The sequence below is a fragment of the Bacillus sp. CFBP9009 genome (assembly GCF_036541465.1).
In the GTDB taxonomy this organism is placed as follows: Bacteria; Bacillota; Bacilli; order Bacillales; family DSM-1321; genus Peribacillus.
This window is the reverse complement of sequence record NZ_JAZHFU010000008.1, coordinates 1-23,695: the sequence shown is the minus strand read 5'-3', so window position 1 is coordinate 23,695 and position 23,695 is coordinate 1. Positions and strand designations below refer to the sequence as shown.

General features: G+C 39.3%; 22 protein-coding genes and 1 pseudogene. 18 read left to right on the top strand and 5 right to left on the bottom strand.

Features of this window, described 5'->3' with window-relative positions; translation table 11 throughout:
- Positions 1–22 precede the first annotated feature (22 nt).
- From V3595_RS18360 to V3595_RS18345, 4 genes and pseudogenes are all read left to right on the top strand, one after another.
- Positions 23–301 (top strand): annotated as a pseudogene (locus V3595_RS18360) (GerAB/ArcD/ProY family transporter); the annotation flags it as partial.
- 903 nt (positions 302–1,204) lie between these two features.
- On the top strand, positions 1,205–1,567 hold the full coding sequence (locus V3595_RS18355; RefSeq protein WP_485908683.1) for a DUF3784 domain-containing protein: 363 nt from the start codon (positions 1,205–1,207) through the stop codon (positions 1,565–1,567).
- 154 nt (positions 1,568–1,721) lie between these two features.
- A complete protein-coding gene (locus V3595_RS18350) occupies positions 1,722–2,180 on the top strand; it encodes a GNAT family N-acetyltransferase (protein ID WP_485908682.1) in 459 nt (152 codons plus the stop codon).
- Between the two features lie 199 nt (positions 2,181–2,379).
- Positions 2,380–2,661: a hypothetical protein gene (locus V3595_RS18345; protein ID WP_485908681.1), complete on the top strand. Its 282-nt coding sequence runs from the start codon at positions 2,380–2,382 to the stop codon at positions 2,659–2,661.
- A gap of 275 nt (positions 2,662–2,936) precedes the next feature.
- Here V3595_RS18345 and V3595_RS18340 read toward each other — a convergent pair whose 3' ends face one another.
- Positions 2,937–3,659 carry an NADPH-dependent F420 reductase gene (locus V3595_RS18340; protein WP_485908680.1) on the bottom strand — a complete coding sequence of 241 codons (723 nt, stop codon included), beginning with the start codon at positions 3,657–3,659 and terminating at the stop codon, positions 2,937–2,939.
- Between the two features lie 225 nt (positions 3,660–3,884).
- On the opposite strand from V3595_RS18340, the gene V3595_RS18335 reads away from it, so the two are divergent.
- From V3595_RS18335 to V3595_RS18310, 6 genes are all read left to right on the top strand, one after another.
- The gene (locus V3595_RS18335; RefSeq protein ID WP_137019448.1) at positions 3,885–4,244 is read left to right on the top strand and encodes a winged helix-turn-helix transcriptional regulator; all 360 of its coding nucleotides are present in this window, start codon (positions 3,885–3,887) and stop codon (positions 4,242–4,244) included.
- 528 nt (positions 4,245–4,772) lie between these two features.
- The gene (locus tag V3595_RS18330; protein WP_137019447.1) at positions 4,773–5,198 is read left to right on the top strand and encodes a MarR family winged helix-turn-helix transcriptional regulator; all 426 of its coding nucleotides are present in this window, start codon (positions 4,773–4,775) and stop codon (positions 5,196–5,198) included.
- Between the two features lie 306 nt (positions 5,199–5,504).
- Positions 5,505–6,839 (top strand): NtaA/DmoA family FMN-dependent monooxygenase, encoded by a 1,335-nt coding sequence (locus V3595_RS18325; protein WP_485908679.1) that lies wholly within the window; start codon positions 5,505–5,507, stop codon positions 6,837–6,839.
- A gap of 29 nt (positions 6,840–6,868) precedes the next feature.
- On the top strand, positions 6,869–7,609 hold the full coding sequence (gene nfsA / locus V3595_RS18320; RefSeq protein ID WP_485908678.1) for an oxygen-insensitive NADPH nitroreductase: 741 nt from the start codon (positions 6,869–6,871) through the stop codon (positions 7,607–7,609).
- 15 nt (positions 7,610–7,624) lie between these two features.
- Positions 7,625–9,085, top strand: coding sequence for a DHA2 family efflux MFS transporter permease subunit (locus V3595_RS18315; protein ID WP_485908787.1), 1,461 nt, complete (start codon positions 7,625–7,627; stop codon positions 9,083–9,085).
- A gap of 730 nt (positions 9,086–9,815) precedes the next feature.
- Positions 9,816–10,130: a VOC family protein gene (locus V3595_RS18310; protein ID WP_485908677.1), complete on the top strand. Its 315-nt coding sequence runs from the start codon at positions 9,816–9,818 to the stop codon at positions 10,128–10,130.
- 853 nt (positions 10,131–10,983) lie between these two features.
- Here V3595_RS18310 and V3595_RS18305 read toward each other — a convergent pair.
- Positions 10,984–11,283: a spore coat protein gene (locus V3595_RS18305; protein WP_485908676.1), complete on the bottom strand. Its 300-nt coding sequence runs from the start codon at positions 11,281–11,283 to the stop codon at positions 10,984–10,986.
- The gene (locus V3595_RS18300; RefSeq protein WP_098371985.1) at positions 11,283–11,486 is read right to left on the bottom strand and encodes a hypothetical protein; all 204 of its coding nucleotides are present in this window, start codon (positions 11,484–11,486) and stop codon (positions 11,283–11,285) included. The genes V3595_RS18305 and V3595_RS18300 overlap by 1 nt, the downstream gene beginning before the upstream one ends.
- A gap of 187 nt (positions 11,487–11,673) precedes the next feature.
- Here V3595_RS18300 and V3595_RS18295 point away from each other — a divergent pair, with 187 nt between their 5' ends.
- The 3 genes from V3595_RS18295 to V3595_RS18285 are packed head-to-tail and all read left to right on the top strand — an operon-like array spanning position 11,674 to position 13,416.
- Positions 11,674–11,889, top strand: a complete 216-nt coding sequence (locus tag V3595_RS18295) for a hypothetical protein (protein WP_056519692.1) — start codon at positions 11,674–11,676, stop codon at positions 11,887–11,889.
- Between the two features lie 12 nt (positions 11,890–11,901).
- Positions 11,902–12,264: a spore coat protein gene (locus tag V3595_RS18290; RefSeq protein WP_485908675.1), complete on the top strand. Its 363-nt coding sequence runs from the start codon at positions 11,902–11,904 to the stop codon at positions 12,262–12,264.
- A gap of 15 nt (positions 12,265–12,279) precedes the next feature.
- Entirely contained in the window at positions 12,280–13,416 is a 1,137-nt protein-coding gene (locus V3595_RS18285) for a zinc-dependent alcohol dehydrogenase (RefSeq protein WP_056519699.1), read from the top strand.
- 480 nt (positions 13,417–13,896) lie between these two features.
- Here V3595_RS18285 and V3595_RS18280 read toward each other — a convergent pair whose 3' ends face one another.
- The gene (locus V3595_RS18280; protein ID WP_485908674.1) at positions 13,897–14,067 is read right to left on the bottom strand and encodes a topoisomerase C-terminal repeat-containing protein; all 171 of its coding nucleotides are present in this window, start codon (positions 14,065–14,067) and stop codon (positions 13,897–13,899) included.
- Positions 14,068–14,188: 121 nt separating this feature from the next.
- On the bottom strand, positions 14,189–14,854 hold the full coding sequence (locus tag V3595_RS18275) for a GntR family transcriptional regulator (protein ID WP_485908673.1): 666 nt from the start codon (positions 14,852–14,854) through the stop codon (positions 14,189–14,191).
- Positions 14,855–15,457: 603 nt separating this feature from the next.
- Between V3595_RS18275 and V3595_RS18270 the strand changes: the two genes are divergently transcribed.
- The 5 genes from V3595_RS18270 (at position 15,458) to V3595_RS18250 (ending at position 22,429) form a co-directional block, all read left to right on the top strand.
- Entirely contained in the window at positions 15,458–16,900 is a 1,443-nt protein-coding gene (locus V3595_RS18270) for an aldehyde dehydrogenase family protein (RefSeq protein ID WP_485908672.1), read from the top strand.
- 18 nt (positions 16,901–16,918) lie between these two features.
- The gene (locus tag V3595_RS18265; RefSeq protein WP_485908671.1) at positions 16,919–18,124 is read left to right on the top strand and encodes a hydroxyacid-oxoacid transhydrogenase; all 1,206 of its coding nucleotides are present in this window, start codon (positions 16,919–16,921) and stop codon (positions 18,122–18,124) included.
- A gap of 97 nt (positions 18,125–18,221) precedes the next feature.
- Entirely contained in the window at positions 18,222–19,478 is a 1,257-nt protein-coding gene (locus V3595_RS18260; RefSeq protein WP_485908670.1) for an iron-containing alcohol dehydrogenase, read from the top strand.
- Between the two features lie 133 nt (positions 19,479–19,611).
- A complete protein-coding gene (locus tag V3595_RS18255) occupies positions 19,612–20,907 on the top strand; it encodes an MFS transporter (protein WP_485908669.1) in 1,296 nt (431 codons plus the stop codon).
- Positions 20,908–20,965: 58 nt separating this feature from the next.
- The gene (locus V3595_RS18250) at positions 20,966–22,429 is read left to right on the top strand and encodes an NAD-dependent succinate-semialdehyde dehydrogenase (protein ID WP_485908668.1); all 1,464 of its coding nucleotides are present in this window, start codon (positions 20,966–20,968) and stop codon (positions 22,427–22,429) included.
- Positions 22,430–23,695 lie beyond the last annotated feature (1,266 nt).

Below are 23,695 nucleotides of genomic sequence, written 5' to 3'. Positions count from 1 at the left end.
AGGACAAAAAGAAAGAGTCGAATTTATCGTTGTTTCGATTTGGTTACTTCTCATATTACCCAATATCAGTGTGAAAATATGGGCAGGTTGTCGTGCTATTAAGAAAGTAATAAATGTGAAACAACGTATAAGTCTGTTCATTGTACTGGTCCTATTCTTTATTATAGCTAATGTGCTCAAAGAGAGGAGTCAAATAGAGCGATTGAATGAAATGTATTCAAACATTGCTTTTTACTTTGTGTATTTATATATCCCTTTTCTCTTTTTGTACATTCATATTAAGCATAAAATAAATAAGTAGGATAGAAAGCTTCTATTAACTTATAATACAATCTGGGCAAATCGTTTTGTAAGTATTTAACAGAAAAGGTCAGCGGTTACATTTGGGAAGGTGAACCATTCCAAATCACAGAAGTTAGGTTTTAGTTCGCCTTATTCCGTGGGGGATTTGTCACACTGATGTTCTAACACAAATCAAGCTTACCATTATATATTTCTCCATTGGTTCTTGTAAATTTAGGTATCATAACGCATTTTGTTGGTTTGAAGTTAATTAGGGAGTTTGTAGGAATGGGAGTAAGTAGGGTAGGTGCAATTATACTTGGAATAAGCCTAAGAATCTTAGTTTTAATATTAATTACAGATTCAAATAAGAAAAGAAAATTGATGAGAACCATTTGATTGATTAATGATGTACTTCTTAAACTAACGAGTGCGATACTTCAATAAGAGGTATCGTTTTTCTTATTGAGCTCCCATGAGAATTAAAAAAGCTCAAAATCCAGAAAAAACCACAACAAAATAGACCCAGTAAAAACGCTTTTTAAATAAAGGCTGAGTCTTATGAGTGATCTGATTGAGTTTGGTAACTCGTTAAACAAAAACCTCCAATCATTGCAAATTAAGTAAAGGCAAGCGCGACGATCAAAAAAGGATTAATCTCCCATGAGTGCTACCTATAAAGGGCGCGACAGTCGGTGTTACACCGTGGTCGTCGGAGTCATACTAACGGATGGGCTCAAAGGCACCATAGTTCAACGACCTTCTTCGCCAGCCATTAAAACATTATCGACATAGAGACAATTTTTCTTTCTCTGTGGTGAAACGCTGATTTTTGCGCTTCATGGATGGTAACGGGTGCTTTACTTCAATAAGGGGTTGCTCCGGCAACCTTTTTGTAATGGAACTAACGGGGACAGGTTAGTTGAAAAAAGGAAACTTTTACCTTTTTAGTTCGTATAAAAAAGTAGCAGGAAATAAAGTGTCATTGGGGGGTGAAAAGGTGGATTATGGATTATTCGTAATTGGTATAGCTCTTTTATTTGTGTCGTACTTAGTAGCTGTGAAAAAGCAAACCTGGTTGTTAGCAGGATTTAATGAAAAGGTGATAAAAAATAAGTCCTTATTAGGTACAGTAACAGGTGGAACTTTTTTTCTACCGTTAGGATTGTTAGTGGTCGTCAATAGTTTTATTGGCTATCCTTATGAATTAACGGTTCTTATCATTACTATGTTGATTTTATTAACAATTGTGTACGTATTTATCAATAGAAGGTTACTTGATTAATTCAACTAAAAGGTACTATAGCTAATGAGCTGTGACGATCATGATCAGCTCTTTTTTTATGGAACTAAAGGGGCAGGATAGTTCAACAAGGATAATTCACAATTTGTATAGAATATGTAGATAACAAAGAAATCCAAATAAGGGGTGTGCATCAGTGGAAGTTACTATCAAAAGAACAAGTTTAACTGAAGTAGATATGTTGTTGACTATTCAGAAAAAAGCTTTTGCAGAAGACTACAAGTTATACCAAGACCACAATACAACACCTGTAAATGAGACACCTGAGAAATTAATCGAAAATATAGAACACGCTATTCATTACACAATATGGTCAAATAACAACAATATCGGTGGAATAGATCTCCGAAAAAAAGAAAATATACTGTTATTAGACAAAATATTCATAGCAAATGAATATCAAAATAAAGGTCTCGGAACAAGAATAATGAAATTAATTGAGGCAGAATTTCCATTGATAAAAATTTGGCGTTTATATACTCCTTATTTAAACAAAAGAAATCAATATTTTTATGAGAAATTTGGCTATGAAAAAATAGGAGAAGTTCAGCTAACTGAAAAGCTTTTGTTATTTAAGTATGAAAAATGTATTTAATTTAAGAAGAATTTAAAGTGCATAAAGGGAACACAAGATGAGTTTCTTGTTGAACCTATTCGGTGCGTTAGCTAAAGATTAGAGCTGTCTTTAAGGCAGTTCTTTCTTTATGGAACTATCGGGGCAGGTTAGCTCAACAAGGATTTTTCCAATATTTGTAGAATGGTATTTGTTACAAACAATTTTAGTAGGGGGTAAATTGAACAAAAACAAAGTAGGATGGTTGTTTTTAGGGATTGCAGGGTGCTTCGGCTTATTATTTATAGCGATGGAAGGGCAAGGTTACGGATTATCAAACAGTCAAATACACGGGAATTTGCAGTTGGATTTTATGGGGTTAAAAATCGCTGACGGTATTACAACAACCGCAAGATGGAACCAGTATGGAACATATTTTTATCTATGGAGTTTAGTACCATTAACATTATCTATTTTCTGTTATCGCAAATTTTCAAAACTCGTACCAACTATTTCAAACTAATATATTTGAATAGCTGTCTTTTAGGCAGCTTTTTCTTATGCAACTATCGGGGCAGGTTAGTGGAAGAGGGATTTAAAACATAATCATACTTAGATTCTGTTTTTGAAAAAAATTGAGATCGGACTGGAAGGACTTTTGTAAGATCCCAGAATTACCAATAATATTCATGATTGTTTGGCGGCAAAAAGGAAATAGGTACACATATATCTTCACAACTTTATGGGGGATATATGGATATACAAAAAGGTGCGCTCTAACTGAGTGCACCACTTGTTTTATGAATTATATATTTCTCTGTTTAGATTCACAATATCTTTATGTGAATATCCGGGCTGATAACTCTCTATCAACTTATCCCGTAGGAATGGGGCTTTTTCCTTATTTGCATTTTTCAATGCTTCCGTTAGTTCCTCTTTTGTAAGTTCTGTGCAATATGCAGGGGTTCCTGGTTGCTGTCTCCACGAATCACTTAAAGAACCACTATCTACTGCGTCGAAGCCTAGCTCGTTTACTACGTCCATGATTATTTGTTTTTGCGATAGGTCATTACCAGCAATCGCCATGGCAATGCGACCACTAGTACCTTCGGGGGTTCCTTTATTTTCTAAAGTATAAGCTAATTGATTGTTGAAAGCTTTAATGAAAGGTCTACCTAATTGATTTGAAACCCAAACACTTTCAACCATCCCGTTCTCAATTTCTTCAATTTTATTGTCTCTAAAAGGATAATAATTTGAAGTGTCTACAGCGATTACTTCCTCTCCAGCTTTATCTACAATGTTGCGAATGCTTGGCATTACATGAAAAGGGATAGATATTATTAGAACATCAATATTAGTTATTACATCTTCTACACTCACAGGTGTTCCAGCAATCTCTTTTCCTTCTAAACGTTCAATTCCTCGAGCATCTGCGATTTTGACATCATGTCCATTCTTAACTAATTTTTTAGAAATAATTGTCCCTATTGGTCCTGCACCTATAATTCCAAATCTCATTATTGTTCCTCCTAAAGAATTTGTATATAAAAGAATTATTCTGCTTAAAGTTACACAATCATATGTTTATCAAACGGTAAACATATATTCATTAGATATTAAAAACGTATTGAGTATTTCTGTTACATATACTAGAATAAAATGATTTCTCATCTTTTTGAAGTAGGCAATAAAAATTGACATAGTACATTTTTTTGTACTTAACAGTAGAAAGCAGGTGAAAAGGTGTCTAGGATATGTAAGGATGGATTTGACAAAGAGTGTATAAAGGAACAAAGAGAAGTTTATGGCATTGCCTATACCCAAAACGTACTTTCTGGACGTTGGAAATATATCATTCTTTGGTATTTAAAGACCAAGGAGCGTCGTTATAGTGAAATTAAAGCCTTTTTATGGGATATTTCACAAGGTTCTCTCACAAAGCAACTTCGAGAACTGGAAAGAGATGGCTTAATAAATCGCAAAGTTTATCCAGAGGTTCCTCCTCGAGTAGATTATTCATTAACCTCAAAAGGGAAAGAATTCATTCCTATAATTGATTTGATGGAAGAGTTCGGGAAGAAGTTTGGGGAGCAGGTAGACTAACCAAAGCGCTCACATTCGTTTAACGTTTACCCCAAAATTCCAAAACTAAATGGTGGATAAAGTAATAGTTGTGGGAGGAGAGATCGTTCTAACGGCAGTTTTTTACGATAAAAGTTTGTGAAGAAATGTATTAAAGTAACGGAGGAAGAAGTAAAGATCCTAAGCTGTCATTGTGGCAGCTTTTTTACACTAACCAAGCTATAAGTACAAAAAAATGTACTACGGCAATTTTTATTGCCCTCTTTAAAAAAATGAGAATTGGTTTTATTCTATTGTCTGTAACAAAATTACTCAATGCAACAAGTTGATAGGCAAACGTTGTAATAAACAGAATCTTACATTTCAGTGTGAAAACGCTGATGTGAATCCAGGGTTCCATCTTATGAGTTAGATTCATACTTTTGCCCTCCGTTCTAGATAAATTCAATCCGATAAAATGTGAGGAGGTCCCTTAAGATAAATTGACACTAAATTTTCACCATGTTATAGTTAGCACGCTAAATACATTTTAGTAGTGGGGGCATACCTATGAACGATAAGGTTGGATGCGATATTCGTGAGTCGTTAGATAAAATTTCATCTCAAATGCGTCGAGATTATAGCGAAAGTCTAAGAGAACTTAATCTTCATGTAGGCCAGGATAAACTACTCGCTCGGTTGTGGTTAGGTGATGGAATAACACAAATGCAACTATGTGAACATTTAAAATGCGAACCGCCTACGGTAACAAATATGGTTAAAACGCTGGAGCTAAATGGGTTCATATACCGTAAACGTGATGAACAAGATGCAAGGGTTATGCGAATTTATCTAACGGACAAAGGCAAAGAATTAGAGAAACCGGTTGATTTCAAATGGAAACAGCAGCAAGAAAAATTACTCCATTTAATCTTACCGGAAGAACGCTTAATCTTAAGGGAACTTATGAAACGAATGGAGAGAAACTTGTTCTAAGTTTTCTCTATGTTAATGTTTAGTAGGCTAAATGATTATTTAGCAGCCTAAATATTAAACTTCTATATCGTTTATTTACTATTTAACAAAGTTTATACTCAATTCCGGGGATATGAGTATTATGCTCGACAATTTAGTAAGGAAATCAAAAGAAAAACTGTCCTTGATGGGAAATCACCAGCAAATTATTTAGCAAGCTAAATATTATTTAGTTTTTCACCGATGTACTGAAATATGGTTGGAATTAAAATGCTTCAGGCTCTTTTGGTTATTTGAAGCCTATTTAAAATAAAGGAGAAGAGATATATGAAAAAAAGAAAAGAGATGCAACTAGCACTACAAATGATTTCTGGATACGGAGCCGAATTCAGCGCTTGGAGAATGCCTGGTACCGAGCCAGCAGCCTACACAAATACGGATGGTTATGTGGAGCGAGCTAAATTAGCTGAAAAAGGAAAATTTCAAATGATCTTTATCGCCGATACTCCAGCATTAACCGTCGACTTAGGTCCCCAGACTCCAATGTTCCCTATGGACCCTATGTTAGCACTAATGGCTGTAGCCAGAGAAACGAAACATATTGGGCTTGTTGCTACCCTCTCAACGACATTCAATTATCCATATAACATAGCACGTCAGTTCAAAGCACTGGATGTTATAAGTCATGGGCGTGTAGGGTGGAATGCGGTCACTACATCTGATCCATTAGCTGCAGCAAATTTTGGTGCTGCTCAGATTGCCAGTCGCAAAGAACGATATGACATGGCTCATGAATCCATACAAATTGTCCAAGCTTTGTGGGGGAGTTGGGATACAGATGCTTGGACGTTAGATGTAGAAGGAGGGAAATTTGCCGACATGGACAAAATTCAGCCTATCAATCTTGAAGGGCAGTATTATGCATCTCGTGGTCCATTGCCAATCCCCCCTTCTGAGCAAGGTCAGCCAGTTATTTTCCAAGCAGGTGGAGGGAGTGAAGGACTGGAATTAGCGGGGAGCTATGCTTCTGGTGTTTATGCAAATCCTTTTGATATAGAGTCTGCTCGTGAACACAGGCAAGCGCTTCGACAAAGTGCTATCCGTTTTAGTCGAAATCCCGATGATATCAAGATGTATGCAGGTTTTATGTTTTCCCTAGCCTCAACTGAAGAAGAAGCTTTGGAACGAAGAAGACAGCTTATGAGTTTTAATCCTGAGGAGATTCCAAGTAGGGTTAGATACCTTGGTTCTATGGTTGGTTTACCACTATCGATAGGTTTGGTAGATATTGATAAACCTTTAGCAACTGACATGTTGAAAAATGCCTATGCCAACCCAATGGATCCACGTTCTATAAGAGCTTTAAAGTTGCTGAAAATAGGGCTATCCATTCGAGATGTTCTTGCACACGGGGTCATTAACTATCATCCAGTAGTTGCAGGTACACCCGTACAAGTTGCTGACTTCTTGGAAGAATGGTTTTTGGCCGGTGCCTGTGATGGCTTCTCGGTTGTTCCAGATATAGCCTATGATGGAGTTGCTGATTTTGTGGACCTGGTTGTCCCAATGTTACAAGACCGCGGTTTGTTCCACAGGGAGTATGAAGGAAAAACACTCCGAGAGAATATGGGAGTTCCTTATCAATATGGAAGGCTGAAATAATAAAATATTTAATAGAGGAGAGAATTCAAATGAATAATACCCTTAAATTGCTTCATAATCATACGTCCGTTCGATCTTACACAAATCAACCACTGACAGAGGAACAACGGGATGTAATATTTATGGCAGCTAATCAAACTTCGTCCTTCAGCCTTTTACAGGTCGTTTCTATCATTAGAATTACTGATCCAGATCTTCGCAAAAAGGTGACACAACTATCTGCCAATCAACCTTATATTGAAGAAGCTGCTGAGTTTTGGATTTTTTGTGCTGATTTTAACCGAAACCACCAGATTGCTCCTAAGGTAGATCTTGACTATATGGAATACCTTTTAATTGGATCATTTGATGCTGGGCTAATGGCTCAAAATGCTTTAACGGCAGCTAAATCATTGGGACTAGGTGGTGTATATATCGGTGGAGTAAGGCTTAATATTACAGAATTAACAGAGGTACTGAATTTACCAAAGTATGTGGTTCCTTTAGTTGGTCTATGCATAGGCCATCCTGCTGGAGAGAAACCTGGACTAAAACCACGCTTGCCTCAATCGATGATAATGTTTGATAATCAGTACCAGCCACTCGATGAAGAAAAATTAGCAACTTATGACCAACAGATGCGTGAATATTACCAAAATCGTCCTGTTAAAGCGCCTTTCACAGTGAAGAAAGTAAAGGGATGGAAAGATCATATTGAGGATCATCTTGAAAGAAGCAAACAGCCCTTCATGCTTGAGTATTTAAACAAACAAGGATTTGCTAAAAAATAAACTGTTATTAATTAAATTGATTTACAAGGAGACATAGAAATGAAGAAGCAATACAATACGCGTGCCATCTTGGTATCGCTGCTTATCTGCGGTTTTGTGGGCATGTTTAGCGAGACCGCTCTAAACATAGCAATGACTAATTTAATGGAAGTGTTCCAAATTTCAGCCGCAACCGCACAGTGGTTAACAACCGGTTTCTTGCTGACTCTTGGCATTTTAATGCCGATGAGCGGGCTGCTGCTGCAGAGGTTTACAACGAGACAGCTGTTCACAGGTTCGCTCGTAAGCTTAATTCTAGGTACACTAATTGCGGCGCTCGCGTTCAATTTTGAAATGTTGATGTTCGCTCGAGTTTTACAGGCGGCAGGCATGGGATTATTGCTGCCGCTCATGTTCAATACTATTCTTGTCATATACCCGCCGGAAAAGCGGGGGGCGGCGATGGGCTTCGTTGGACTTGTTATCATGTTTGCGCCAGCAACCGGCCCGACCATAGGCGGTCTATTAATAGAGTATTTAACATGGCATTATATCTTCTGGTTTTCGCTGCCGTTCCTGCTTATTGGGTTGTTGATAGGGCTGAAGTATTTGGAAAATGTCACCGATGTCACAAAGCCCCGGATAGATCTGCTGTCTGTCGCATTGTCAACGATCGGCTTTGGAGGAGTTGTCTTCGGCTTCAGTAAGGCAGGCGAAGGATCTGAAGGCTGGAGCAGTGCAGTCGTGGTTACTTCAATCGTCGTTGGGCTCATCGCGCTGGTGCTGTTCATACTGCGGCAGAACGTTATGCGCGATCCAATGATGAATCTGAGCGTTTTCAAGTACCCAATGTACGTCGTTGGGCTGCTTCTGGTACTGTCGTGTATGTTGATCATTATGTCGAGCATGATTATCCTTCCGATGTTTCTGCAGACGGGTACAGGACTGTCGGTGTTCACTACTGGACTCATGCTTTTGCCGGGCAGCGCGCTGAACGGTATCCTCTCCCCGCGTATGGGGAGCTTGTTCGATAAATATGGGCCGAAATGGCTCGTTATTCCCGGACTCGTAATCGTTGCAGTCATGTTATGGTTCTTTACTACCCTATCTCCTACTTCTTCAGTGGCCTTTATCGTGGCTTTGCATATCGGGCTCATGGTTGGGGTAGGCATGATATGGATGCCTGCTCAAACGAATGGGCTAAATCAATTGCCGCCGGACTTATACCCGCACGGCACGGCAGTCATGAACACACTGCAGCAGGTCGTGGGCGCAATTGGAACAGCGGTCGCAATCAGTATCCTTACGGGTGGTATGGAGAAATACTTGCACGGCTCCTCCGCTCCGGCCAAACAGGCCGAAATTGCAAACGCGATGACGGCTGGATCACAAAGCGTGTTCTTGTTCACGATGATCATAGCACTGATTGGCGTGGTCATAGCGTTCTTCATCCGCCGCGTCGTAGTCAGTCGCGAAGCGGTGCATCCGACACATTGATGTTTTGTCAGCGAATCCCTTGTCTGTATCTATTAAGAATGTTTACACTAAATGGATGGGAAAATTGGGTGTCGGTTGAGCTGGTATCAACCGGATATGCCCATTGTGAATAATTATCTTAAACAAACGGGGGCATAGATCCAAGAAGGATCAATGCTCTTTTTTGTTTAGCTATAGGGGGCATTCCTGTAATAATAGAAATAGCAAAAGACAAGTTTGTGAAGGAATATACTTAAACTAACGAGTGCTTTACTTCAATAAGGGAGGTTGCTGAGGCAGCCTTTTTCTTATGGAACTAGAGAGGTAGTTTAGTTGAAAAAGCTTAGTTTGAACACACAGTGAATGACCTTTGCTTTCATAATATGACTGTATGGATATGTGTAGTACAGTATCTCAGTTTCTTTGGACTGTGTTTTAAAATAATGCAAGTTGCTCATAGTTTTCTTTTAAAACTATTTGACGAAGGACACTTATTAATAAAGGTCGGTAATGTTCCTGGTTGGAATCTTATATGACACTCCTCACAAGTAATCTTAGCAAGAGTGCACTCTGCAGAATTACTTGCCATAAATGTTTCTCCTTCTAAAAAGATCAATTGTAAATTAAATAGCTCCAAAGGCTATCTTCAAAAAATCACTCATTTCTTTTTCAAACTATGATTAACCTCTAATGGGATTTTTTGAAATTTGTTGAATTTCTTTAGATAAGATTCAATGAAAGGTGGAAAAAAATGAAGATAGCCAGTTCTCCTATTAATAGTAAAATAAACAATGTTTTTATCCATGTTAAAGATTTAAAAAAATCAGTTGAATGGTATTGCAGTCTCCTTGGTATCCCTCAGAATAATGACTTTGTAGAATCACCTGTTTACAATATCCCTGTAACAAGTGAAACTGGATTAACCTTAGATGACCATACGTTTGATCCGAATTTTATATTTAAGCTATTCAATAACGTCTTATTTAACTTCTATACAAAAGATATAGACGAAGCTTACCAATTCATCAAGAGTAATAACATAGGCATTAAGAAATTGAGAGTATAGGAGATTTTGCTTATTTTAACTTTCAAGACCCAGATGGTAATGTACTTATGATCTGTAATGGTTAATTTTCTTAGGGAGTAGTCGGCTACACTACTTCCTTTTATTAAGTTTTTTCGCAATTCCTTTTAACTTCACAGTTTGTGTCCATCGTTTATTCACACTATGACATTACCTTTCATACAGTAATGTTTTGTCGTTATTGGGATTATGTTGGCCCTTAACGTTAATACTAGGTAAAAACAAAAACTGAGGTTACTTTAATGCATAATACGTGGATTTATAATCATTTCATCAATACAGCGTTCTTCCCTATTTCATTAATTATCATTCTTATAGCTATCTTTATTTATTGGTATCTAATAGAAAAACAATCAGTAAACATATCCTCCTACCATTAGTTGTCTTTTTTATATCAACTACTATTTCTGGAATTCCTAACATCACAGTTTGTGTCTGATGTGTAACATAATCCCTTTTAGGAATATAATATTTCGAGCAAGGCAATTTAGTCACCAATAACACTTCCACCAGCGATCCTTGCTCACTGCTTCATTTCAATTACATCAATTAGTTTGAAAGTTCGGTTAAGAACTATGTATATATTCGTAAATGCAGAGAGTGGGCATGAAGAAATCGATTTAACCCTATTAAGAAAGAAGTAAAATTAGTTAAAACACAACAGCTTATAGATTGGATCATCTACATATTACCGTTATTCCCCCGTTTAGCTAAGAACTTGCTATAATATACCCTTAAAAAAAGCAATGTATCTCAAGTTTGAGAAATTCATTGCTTTTTTCCATTTGCCCGAACCTCTGTGTGATCTGTCTGTTTTCACATCCATGAGTTGACTTTATTGTTGAGGAAGATTTAGGGCTGTATTTGCTGTATTTATGTCAACTTGTAATTGTTCACTTAAATCATGTGGATGATAGTAACCTTTTGAAATCATATAGTTACTTATCTCTCCGTGTCTTTCTACAGCGACACGAAGCTGTTCTCTTAAGGCTGCTTTCAATTCAGGTGTTTTTGTTTCTGTAATGGCAAAAGCAATATTTCTAATTCCTGATTTTGCGGATATTAAGAAGTCCGTTGCAATCACCTGATCAGTCATGCCACCCATACCCGCCATATTTTGCAATAAATTTGTCATTACTGTTCCCCTCGATTCGTCAGAATTTCCTGCAGTTTTTGAATATCTTGTGTCCCAGTGCTCATGTCTTTTAATAGAATATTTTGTAGTTCTGTATCCTGCACTAAACTGCTCATTGTAGAGGACTTTGTTAGACAAAGACTCTTGAAAGTTAAAATTTCGTGCGCCTCTAAAGTTTCATGCAGTCCTAAATTTTTCGTCATGATTTTTCACTCCATTTCTTTGAGAATTCACTTACATAGCTTTCGTAATGCAAAAGTTTTTATACATCATCATTTGCAAAGGTAACGTGTATTTTGCGAAATAAACTACCTATCGGTCAATATTCCGTATAACAAACAGATGAACTGGGAAAGGTATTTTTGTTATATAGATTAGGGAGGTGAACGTATGGAAAATGAAAGCTTGGCATTTCATGAAACCATGGAAACGCATGAAATTTTAAATTTTAAAACAATAGGGTTAATGAGATCAAAATTAATGCAAGGAATTTGCTTTGACAATGACTTAAAAGCATTAATGGAAAAAGACGTACAACAATCTATAGCTGCTATAAACGAGCTAAAGGGTTTTTATACAGAAGCCCGAACAAACTATGAAAAATGAGGTGAAATTTAAATGGAAATGGATTTTTTAGATCCTCAAGGCGCTGAACATATGCCGGAAATGGCTGATTCCTCTTTCGCGCTAGATTTTCTACTCTCTATCAAAAGTGGGATTCATACTTATGGTATTGCATTATCTGAAACAGCGAATCCCGCATTGAGAAAAGCATTGTACCAGCAAATGGAGCAATCTATTGACTTACATGGTGAGTTATCCGATTTAATGATCAAGAAGGGCTGGCTTTATCCGAACGATGTAGGTAAACAGGTGGAATTAGATTTGAAATCAGCCGATATGGCGGTTAGTATCGCTGGAATGAATCTTTTCCCGAATGATACTGACAGACTCGGCATGTTCGCAACGCCGAATAAATAAAGGAGGAAAAGCATCATGAAAGCCGTAACTTACCAGGGCAATAAAAATGTACAGGTTAAAGAAGTTAAAGACCCTAACATCAAAAATTCGGATGATATTATTGTAAAAGTCACTACTTCAGCGATTTGCGGCTCCGATTTGCACTTAATTCATCAATTAATTCCCAATATGCCTACAGATTATGTGATTGGTCATGAGCCGATGGGGGTTGTTGAGGAAGTTGGACCAGGGGTAACTAAGTTAAAGAAGGGAGACCGGGTCATTATCCCCTTTAACGTTAGCTGCGGGAGCTGCTGGTATTGCGACCACGACCTTACAAGTCAGTGCGATAATTCAAATCCTCATGGGGAAATGGGTGGTTTTTTTGGATACTCAGAAACAACTGGTGGGTATGCGGGCGGGCAAGCTGAATATATGCGTGTTCCTTATGGAAACTTTACCCCTTTCAAAATCCCAGAAGACTGCGAGGTAGAAGATGAAAAATTGGTGTTGCTCGCTGATGCAGCATCCACAGCATTCTGGAGTGTAGATCACGCAGGTGTTAAATCTGGCGATACGGTTATCGTTTTAGGCTGTGGTCCTGTAGGTCTACTTACTCAAAAATTCGCTTGGTTTAAAGGGGCGAAAAGAGTGATTGCTGTCGACCATCTCGATTATCGTTTAGAGCATGCAAAAAGGACGAATAAAGTCGAAACCGTAAATTTTGCACAATATGAAAACACTGGCGAATACCTTAAAGAAATCACTAAAGGTGGTGCAGATATCGTTATTGACTGTTCCGGGATGAGTGGCAAAATGACTCCGATGGAATATCTTGCATCGGGTCTTAAATTACATGGGGGAGCCATGGGAGGGATTGTAATTGCGTCCCAAGCAGTGCGTAAGGCGGGAACCATACAAATAACAGGAGTTTATGGCGGCCGTTATAATGGATTCCCCCTAGGAGATATTTTCCAAAGAAACGTGGATATTAAAACCGGACAGGCTCCTGTTATTCCTTATATGCCCTACCTTTATAAACTAATATCAGAAGGAAAAGTAGATCCTGGCGATGTTGTAACCCATGTACTTCCAATTGATCAAGCAAAGCATGGGTATGAAGTATTTGATACAAGGACAGATGGATGTATTAAAGTGGTCCTTAAGCCATAAAGATGGTTGTTTTCATTTGGAAAAATAGATTTTACAACTATGGATATGGACTATGTGTAAGAAGGGAAGGTATCAAACCCTTTTTTTAACTTTTTGGAGTAAGGATGAAATACGCATAGAAGAATATTTTTGAACACCCCTGTCTTGAGAGCTACATTTACCTTATTCAAATAGCACCAGAAAAGACGATTTTGCCCACGTTAAGGGAAAATCGTTTTTTTGTGCTCTAAGCTATCTTTTTTTTCAGAGAGGTTTTTTTCATTAAGTAAAACCCACGACCTACAAAAACTATAAGGGGCAAATTAGGGTTTTTGTTATTTTTTACTTTTTTCGTTTGGATTTATCACATATACTCTTTCTTTTCTTTGGAGATCAAAATCAGAAAAGGTTATAGCAGTAAGTGGATTCATTCAGCGAATCATTCGGCATATACTCTTTCATAGTAAAATCCCTATCAATTGTGATAGGGATTTTAGTTTGTTATTTTGATTTAGCAAATGTTTTTTTGCAAATTGTAAATCCAATCGATCCATCATCTTTCAAAACAAGAGAAGCATCAAAAGGCTTCTTTTCTTTTGCCTTTGGTTTCATCCCTTTGATCACATTTGTTTTCTTCTTGGTGCATAAATCTTTCACATGTTTTTCTGTCACTTTCTTTAAGCATTTGAGATGGGAATATCTGTTTACATCCACTTGCATATTCCGGAAATTTGATCAAAGCGATTACGATGACTGATATCCGAAGAAGATTATCCTCAATAGCTTCCAAGTATTATCTTTTTGTCCTCTCCAATAAACGATCTATGGAATCCTGTATGTGGCTGGAGATCGCAATTTCGGCTCTGTATACATCCCTTGTCCGGATGGCCTCAATGATTTCCATATGTTCCGATGGTGCGTCTTTTTGGTCGATCTCACCTTTGACGTGATAAAACCGGCCTATATGAAGATGGCAGTGCATGCCTTTATATGCTTCAAATAAAAACGGGTTTCCTCCAGCGTTCATGATGGCATGATGAAATTGTTGATCTAAATGAGTAAAATCTAGTATTTTTTTGTTGGAAGCACCTGTGTTTGTGGAAAACATTTCATCTGTAAGCGCGGCCATTTCTTCCGTCACGCTTACATTATTTAAGCGGATAATATTCCGGACCGCATGCGTCTCCAGTAATATCCGGGCCTCTAACATTTTCGCCATATTTTCAGTATCTAATATGTCACTGACCCGATACCCCTTATTTGGTTCTAAGATGACTAAGTTCTCAGAGTTCAGACGAGATAATGCTTCTCTGAGAGGTATGGCGCTAATGTTGATTTCCCGGGTTAAATGGCTGATATTGATTTTTTGTCCCGGCGATAAATCCCATTCAAAAATCATTTCTTTTAATAAATTGTAGACATATTCCGTTGTCTCTCCGCGTTCTTTTTCCTTTATCATCGAAATGCCCCTAACTTAAAAAAATTTCTATGAGAACGAGTGTTATTTCATATAGATGTAACAACTTAAATTATTACTGAAGTAGCTTTCTGCTTGTTGCCCCTATCAATAAGATAAGGCGAAACCATATTGATATCAAGAATAGAGAGTTTGTAAGGGGACTCTATAGTTTGTTGGATAGCTACAAAAATATATCCTCATTACTGATAATTATATATTATATTCGGTGAGTTTTGTGAAAATTATATATAAAATTATTCGATTTAATATGAATTAATTAATCTGTCGATATTATTTAAAGTAATATATCCTTTATCAGCAAGGTTTTTATCAAAAAACTGAATATTTTTAATTTTAAATATTTACAAAATCGTATATTATATGATATATTTTCGGAAACGATTACATACTATTTTTGAGCAGGATTCTATAAACAACAATAATCAGTTACTAAAGAGTATTGATGGGGAGGCAAAATCTTAAGTTTAAAATGGAAGCGCTTTATGCTTGCCGTTTTCTTGATTGAAATTTATTGAATCTATTAGAAGAAATAACTGTGAAGTTAAAAAAAGCGATTTTTATTTTTCAAAGGAGGAATCTTCAATGAGCACAACGCTGAGCAGAAAAAACACATTTTATGGCCATTTCATAAATGGGCAATGGATATCCGATCAACATACAATCGCTGTTATTAACAAATATAACAAAGAAGAAATTGCCCAGATCGGCAGGGCATCCCGGAAAATTGTTTCTGAAGCGGTGACCAATGCCTTGGAAACCTTTAATACGAGAAAGCTAGATTCCAATCAACGCTACGAGATTCTAATGCGTGCAGCGGATATCGCTAAAGAGAGAAAAGAAGAGCTGGCGATGATTCTGGTTCAGGAAGTCGGTAAAGTATTGAAGGATGCCAGAGGGGAAATCGATAGAGGAATCCAAACGATGATAGCTTCAGCGGAAGAAGCAAAACGGATTGTCGGTACAGGCGTTCCTTTGGGGCAGTCTGGAAACGACAATAAGATGGCTTTCACCATCAGGGTTCCTGTTGGGGTTATCGGTGCGATCACCCCGTTTAATTTCCCATTCAATCTCACCATACACAAGGTAGCTCCTGCGTTGGCAGCGGGAAATACAATCGTGTTGAAGCCGGCTGAAATGACGCCACTCATTGCATGCAAGATCGCAGAAATTTTTTCTGAAGCTGGATTGCCTGCAGGTTTTCTGAATGTGGTTAACGGGTTTGGGCAGGAAACAGGTCAATACCTTTTGGAGGATGAACGAATTGCGATGTTCACTTTTACAGGGAGTCCCGGTGTAGGTCGGCATATTAAGAGCAGTACGGGAATTCGTAAGGTTACTTTGGAATTAGGGAATAACTCCCCAAACATCATTCACAAGGATGTCCATGATTTAGACAGAGCAGTTGAGCTCTGTGTCACACGAGGGTATGTGAATGCAGGGCAAGCCTGCATCTCAGTACAGCGAATCTACGTTCATAGAAATATCTGCGATACGTTTGTGGAGAAGGCAGTCAAGGTGGCACAGGGCTTGAAAGTCGGTGATCCGGAAGATCCTTCCACGGACATTGGCCCTATGATTTCCGAGAAAGAAGCAAGGCGTGCGGAAGAATGGATCCAGGAAGCCAGGCGTCTTGGGGCCAAAGTGGTATATGGAGGGAAAAGGCGGGATTCGATTCTAGAACCTACTATATTAATAGATGTGAAACCGGAAATGAAGGTAGTCTGCCAGGAAGTGTTCGCGCCGGTGATTAGCATCATTCCTTTCGATAGCATCGAGGAGGCTTTCCGTCAGGCCAATGATACGAAGTTCGGCTTACAAGTTGGTTTATTTACATCCGATATCACTTTAGCCATGCGGGCAACACAGGAACTCCATTTTGGCGGTGTAATCATCAATGATGTTTCTACATACCGTGCCGACATTATGCCATACGGCGGAGTGAAGGACAGCGGAATTGGCAAAGAGGGACCGCATTATGCCATGCAAGAAATGACAGACGAAAAACTTGTCGTCATCAATCTTTAGACTTTGGAGGTAAGGAATATGAGAAATACATGGGATTTTTATTCTACCGAAAGAATCGTATTTGGAAACGGGGCAATCGGGCAATTGGATGTGATCCTTCAAAGATTAAAGGCAAAAAACATCTTGCTCGTTACTGACCCAGGGATCAAAAATGCAGGAATCGTAGACAGAATTTCATCGTTGTTGGAACATGCAAATTACGGAACAGTTATCTATGACCAGGTCGTACCGGAACCTCCGGTAGATTCGGCGATGGACTGTTATAAGTTTGCTAAATCTCAAATGGATATTGATGCAGTAATTGGCCTTGGCGGAGGAAGCAGCATTGATATGGCGAAGATTGTCGCTTTGTTGGTCGCCCATGGCGGACATCCCCTGGACTATTATGGCGGAGAAAACCAGGTTCCTGGACCCATCGCCCCTCTTGTAGCGATTCCGACGACTGCTGGAACCGGTTCAGAAGTGACATCTGTAGCGGTGTTGACCGATGTGGACAATAACCTGAAAGTTGGTATCTCGGATAATTACCTAAGACCAACCGTTGCTCTACTTGATCCAGAATTAACGTTAGGGCTTCCCGCTTATGTAACAGCTTGTTCCGGAATTGATGCTTTGTCACATGCGATAGAGGCATACACAGCCAAACCTTCTGCATATATCCAGGCAGAAGGAAGCATTTTATTCCAAGGTTCAATCCCCATAAGCGATGCACTCGCCTTCAGAGCCATTGAATTGATTGCAAAAAACCTGCCGCTTGCGGTGCAGCAAGGGAGCAATCTCGAGGCCCGTTCCAATATGCTAATGGGCAGCCTGCTTGCTGGAATGTCCTTTTCAAATGCAGGTACAGCAGCAGCCCATGCATTGGCTTACCCAATCGGAGGACTTGTGAAGTCACCGCATGGAGAGGTGACCGGGCTCTTGCTTCCATATGTCATGGAATATAATGCAACTGTAGAAACAGAAAAAATGGTGAGGATTTCCCAGGCATTCAATGTGAACACGGATGGCCTCTCCGATAAGGAAGCCGCTTTGGCTGCATCAAAAGCTGTGCTTACCCTGCTTGGGGAAATTGGACTGCCTACAAAGCTGACGAAGATTGGGATCAAAGAAGAGGATATTCCCGAAATTGCTGAGAAAACCCTCCAAATCGATCGCCTGATTCGGAATAACCCAAGAGTGCCAACCCAGCACAGTTTAGAAGAATTACTTAGAAAAGCATTATAGATTGCTTGAAGGTATGGTGTCCCTGGAAGGTTAAGCATCATTCATGATTGGATCTTCAGACTGCGGCGGAAGGGTTTCACTATCTAATAGAATATAAATGGAGAGGAAGATGAAAATGTCTCTTTTGCCTTTTACATATAGTATGCCGACACGGGTGGAATGCGGTAATGGAATATCTGGAAAAACAGGGGAACTGATTAAGGATTTAGGTGTATCGAGTGTGCTGGTCGTTACAGATAAAGGGGTTAGAGGAGCCGGTCTCTTACAAGGAATTGAAAAATCCCTTGCTTCGGCAAACCTTTATTTTGAGATTTACGATGAGGTAGAGCCTAATCCATCAGCTCAAACAATCCAACAGGGGACAGTGTATTTTAAGCAACAAAAGATGGAGGCGGTTCTGGCTGTAGGCGGAGGAAGCAGCATTGACACAGCCAAGGGCATTGCGGCAATGGCTACTAATCCCGGCCATATCCTGGATTATGAAGGAGTTGGAAAGATTTCCAATCCTCCGCTCCCAATCATAGCAATCCCGACTACGGCTGGAACTGGCAGTGAAGCTACTAATTCGACAGTGGTAACGAATAAGGACACTTCTTTTAAATTAGGTGTACTTAGTTCACTTCTGTTTCCAAAGCTAGCTATATTGGACCCTGCCCTTACATTAAATTTGCCTCAAGAGATTACTGCAGCTACAGGTATGGATGCTCTGACTCATGCAATTGAATCTTACACCTCCAAATCTGCCAACCCTGTCAGCAAGGCTTTCGCGATGCAGGCCATTAAGATGATCGGTGAAAATTTAACACGATCGTACTTTGTGGGAACGGACATGGAAAGCAGGGAAAACATGCTTGTAGCCTCCCTGTTAGCTGGTGCAGCCTTTTCACAATCCCGACTGGGTAATGTACACGCCATTTCCCATACATTTGGAGGAGTCTTTAATATCCCGCATGGCATCGCAAATGCAGCACTATTGCCATTCGTCATGAGATTCAACCTGCCGGCATGTAAGGGTCAGTATAGAGAAATTGCAATAGCTTTAGGAAGGGATGTAAGCGGTTTATCCAATGCGCAAGCAGCCGAGAAAGCAATCGAAACCATCATCGAAATGAATCGGAGCATGAATATTCCTCTTAATATTAAAGAGCTTGGAGTCTCATTGGACGTTTTGCCGAAATTAGTGGAAGATTCCATGCGAAGCGGTAACGTGGTCGTTAATCCAAGGCTGACGAAGGCATCGGATATCCAATTGATTATAGAGAAGGCTTATGAGGGGGACTTTGAAGGTTTTAATAATGGTAATCGAAATGCAAGCAGTGCAAAAAATTCAGAAACGGCCATCGTGAATGTATAAAAACCATTCAATTTGAAAATCACCTGGAATTTCAGGGGTTTTCGAATCAGTTTCCCCTTTTTAACTTTTTTCGGACACATGGATTTCCCGCAGCATTTTTCTACCTGAATATAATTATCTAATGAGGTGACGTATGAAAAAGACCAATGGAAGATGGCTTGTAGTGGTACTCCTTTTCTTCGCAACAACAATCAATTATATGGATAGGGCAATTCTTGGCATTGCAGGACCCTCCATGATGAAGGATCTTTCGCTTTCGGCAGTAGAATTCGGGATATTGGGGTCAGCATTCTTTTGGTCGTATGCCTTAATGCAGATCCCTGTCGGGGTAATCGTTGATAAATTGGGGGCACGCTTAACGTATTCGATTGCCATCGTTTGGTGGTCGCTCTGTACGGTGTTTACTGGAATGGGACGTTCGCTGGGCGGACTGATCGGTATCCGCGTTTTAATGGGAATCGGAGAGGCTCCAGCGTTTCCAACCAATACGCGCGTTATTTCAGACTGGCTGCCTTCACACGAACGGGGCATTGCAAACGGGATATTTAATTCTGGTACAGCTATCGGGATTGGCATAACGACACCCATTTTAGCATGGATCATTCAGACTTGGGGATGGCAAGCATCTTTTGTGGTAATTGGATCCATCGGTTTTGTATGGCTGGCATTCTGGTTATTCTTTTTCAAAAACCATCCTGAGCAAAGTAAGATTGCAAACGAGGCCGAAGTAGCCTATATCAAAGAGGAGCAAACTCAAACCGAAAAAGCGACGACACTAAACATCTCGCCATTTAAATTCTTCAAATTCAGAAGTGTTTACCCTATGTTATATGGCTTGTTTGCCCATAACTATCTTACTTATTTAATGATGACCTGGCTTCCCACTTATCTTGTAGTCGAAAGGCAAATGACTCTTTTAAAAGCCGGATTTTTCACGATGCTACCTTGGATCATGTCCTTTCTGGGAAATATTCTAGGAGGGGTTTTGTCGGATTTCTTGATTAAAAGAGGCTGGAATTCCATCAAAGCAAGAAAGGCTGTTTTAACCATCGGCATGCTTTTTCCATTAGCCATTATACCGACTATCTATACAGACAGCGCCATAATGGCACTTACGTATATCTCAATAGCAATAGGCGGTGAAGGATTGGCAGCGGGCATTCTCTGGGCCACTGTTTCGGATGTTGCTCCAAAAGGTGCGGAAGGAAAGCTTGCAGGGCTGCAAAACTTCGTGGGGAACCTCGCTGGCTGGATAGCTCCAGTCGCAACAGGGATCTTAATAGCGAAGTTCAATAATTTCAATATAGCCCTGATCATACCTGTAGTCATTTGCCTTATTGCTGCTGTGGGGTATACCTTCGTTCTTAAAAATGAAAGGATTTCCATTAACACGGACATTGAAGGGGGAACTAAAGTTTCAGGGCTATAATCTTTTTGTGTATATAATGAAGCGCTTTGCAAATCCAACGAAAAAAGGAGACATATTCATGCTGAAAACTAGTGGATTAGTCAATTTAACTGAACTGAAAATGTATGTAAACGGTGAATGGACTGCAGCACATAACGGTGAAACTTTACCAGTAACAAATCCATCAACAGGGAAAGTGGTGGCAAGGATTCCAAATGGAGGACGCCAAGAAACGCATGCCGCAATTGCAGCTGCTGAGGAAGCGTTTAAAACCTGGTCAAAACTGACAGCACAGGGACGCAGTAAATATCTAAAGAAATTGCATGACCTTATGCATGAATATAAAGATGAATTAGCAGAAATCATGAGTATGGAAATGGGCAAGCCCTTAACGGAAGCCCGGGGTGAAGTGGATTTTGCTGCAAGCTACCTGGAATGGTTTGCTGAAGAAGGACGCCGGATTTATGGGGAAACGATCCCTGCTTCTGCTGCAAATAAAAGGCTATCGGTGATTCGCCAGCCGATTGGAGTGGTCGCTTCAATTACCCCTTGGAATTTCCCGTTGGCCATGATGACGCGGAAAGTAGGCCCTGCCATGGCCGCTGGATGTACAGTCATTGTCAAGCCTGCAAAACAATCTCCTATTAGTGCGTTAGCGTTTGGTAAATTGGTAGAAATGGCGGGAGTGCCTGCTGGAGTGGTCAGTATCGTAACAGGGAGTGCCGGACCTATCTCGGATGAAATTTTTGAAAACCCGGTAGTAAGGAAAATTTCTTTTACCGGATCTACTGAAGTAGGCAAATTGCTGGTTACCAAGTCAGCCCCGCAGCTCAAGAGACTTTCCCTTGAGCTTGGAGGACACGCGCCGTTCATCGTCTTTGAGGATGCTGATTTGGAAGCCGCAGCAGCTGGTGCCGTTGCAAGCAAGTTCAGGAACACCGGACAAACGTGCGTATGCGCAAATCGAATTTACGTCCACCGTTCTGTCATCAATAAATTCTCTGCACTTTTTGTTGAAAAGGTACAAGCTCTAAAAGTTGGAAATAGCATCGATCCAACCGTTGAAGTCGGGCCTCTTGTCAGCAGTGATGGCCTGGAAAAGGTAGAGGAACATGTACAAGATGCCTTGGAAAAAGGTGCCAGCCTTCTTTGTGGCGGACAAAGAGTTGAAGGGGAATTGGCTGATGGATTATTCTATGAACCGACCGTTCTGGGTGGAGTGAACAAGGATATGCTCATCACATACCAGGAAACATTTGGACCGGTCGCGCCAATCATTCCGTTTGATACAGAAGAAGAGGTGATCGAGCTTGCCAACAATACAGAGTACGGGCTGGCCGCTTATTTTTACACACAGAATATAAGCAGGGGAGTTAGGGTATCCGAAGCTCTGGAGTTTGGCATCATCGGCTACAACGACGCCATTCCCACCGTTGCACAAGCCCCATTTGGCGGCATGAAAGAAAGCGGCATGGGGAGGGAAGGCGGCCATCAAGGCCTTGAAGAATATTTAGAAGAAAAATATATATCGATGGGTTTTTAAAATAGGGCAAGAAAAGGCTTAAGGTGAAGTAGAATCCTTAAGCCTTTCCTTATTGACCTCATAAAAAGTCTAAATTCAAACACACGCTCCCCGTTGATTAACAAACCTCAGTTACAGAACCTAAGGCTAGGTTACTTTACATCCTAAGACAAATAAAAAATATCCTGAAATTTTGAATTGGTAACGTGCAAATTCGCTTATAGACAAAATTTTGACACAAGGAAGGTGCAAAGGTGAATGTTACAGAAATACTCGCTTATTCGCAGGATTTCAAACCACGTGGTATAGGTTTCTTTAGATGAACGAAAGAGATAGGACCGTTTTGATAAGATGAGGGCAGATAAATAGGGGATCTGCTGAAAATCCAAGAGATATTATCACATACAAAATGTCCCTTGAAGAAGCAAGTCATGGTTATCGAATTTTTAATAATCGTGAGGATGAATGTATAAAAGTCGTGTTAAAACCGTAATACTCTTCTCTTTCAAAAAAGACTTCATACTTTGTATAGAAGTCTTTTTGTCTGTATTTTTTAGATGAAGGGTAATTCAACTATTTCAACTATTAATTTGGATAGGCATAGCATGGAGGTCTAAATCCTATCTTTGACATTGGCCAGGAATCATTCGTCATTCGTTAGGTATGTCTTTCTTTAACCAGGTTCTAATAAAGTAGCTTGCTGTGGCAACCTTTTTATTAATGAACTAACGGGTGCGTTAGTTCATTAATAAAAGGAGAGTACATATTATACATGGTTAATATGTACTCTCCTTTATTTATTAAGGTTTTTATAATTTAGGTATAGATAACTTGAGTTCCGTTATAAAATTTTCATCCTCGAAGAGTTGCTCTGTTTTGTGCAATAGCATAGGAGAAATAAACAAAGATACCACCTCATAATAATTGTAGCATTGATTGTTGAGTAATTTGTGAGGTAGATTATGTTAATTAAATAAATAAAAGCTGAGCCCAAACCTAACTGAAAGTGAAAACATACCTTTTACCAGTTAAAAACACCTGTTTTTTAAAAAAATTAATGCTGAGAAACGCTCTACAACGAAATTAACTACATTTAGACTTAAATTACCTATTCGATTCAAATAAATAGGGTCATACATTCCATAATAGACGTCCGGAAAATGGGGATTTCTAACGTTAAGAAGGTTTCAACCCCCAAAAAAAAGATCAATCTCCTGTAGAAATCGACCTTTTTTCTAATAATTATACAAAAATATTAGTTTCTTGGATCTACATAATCTGGATAAT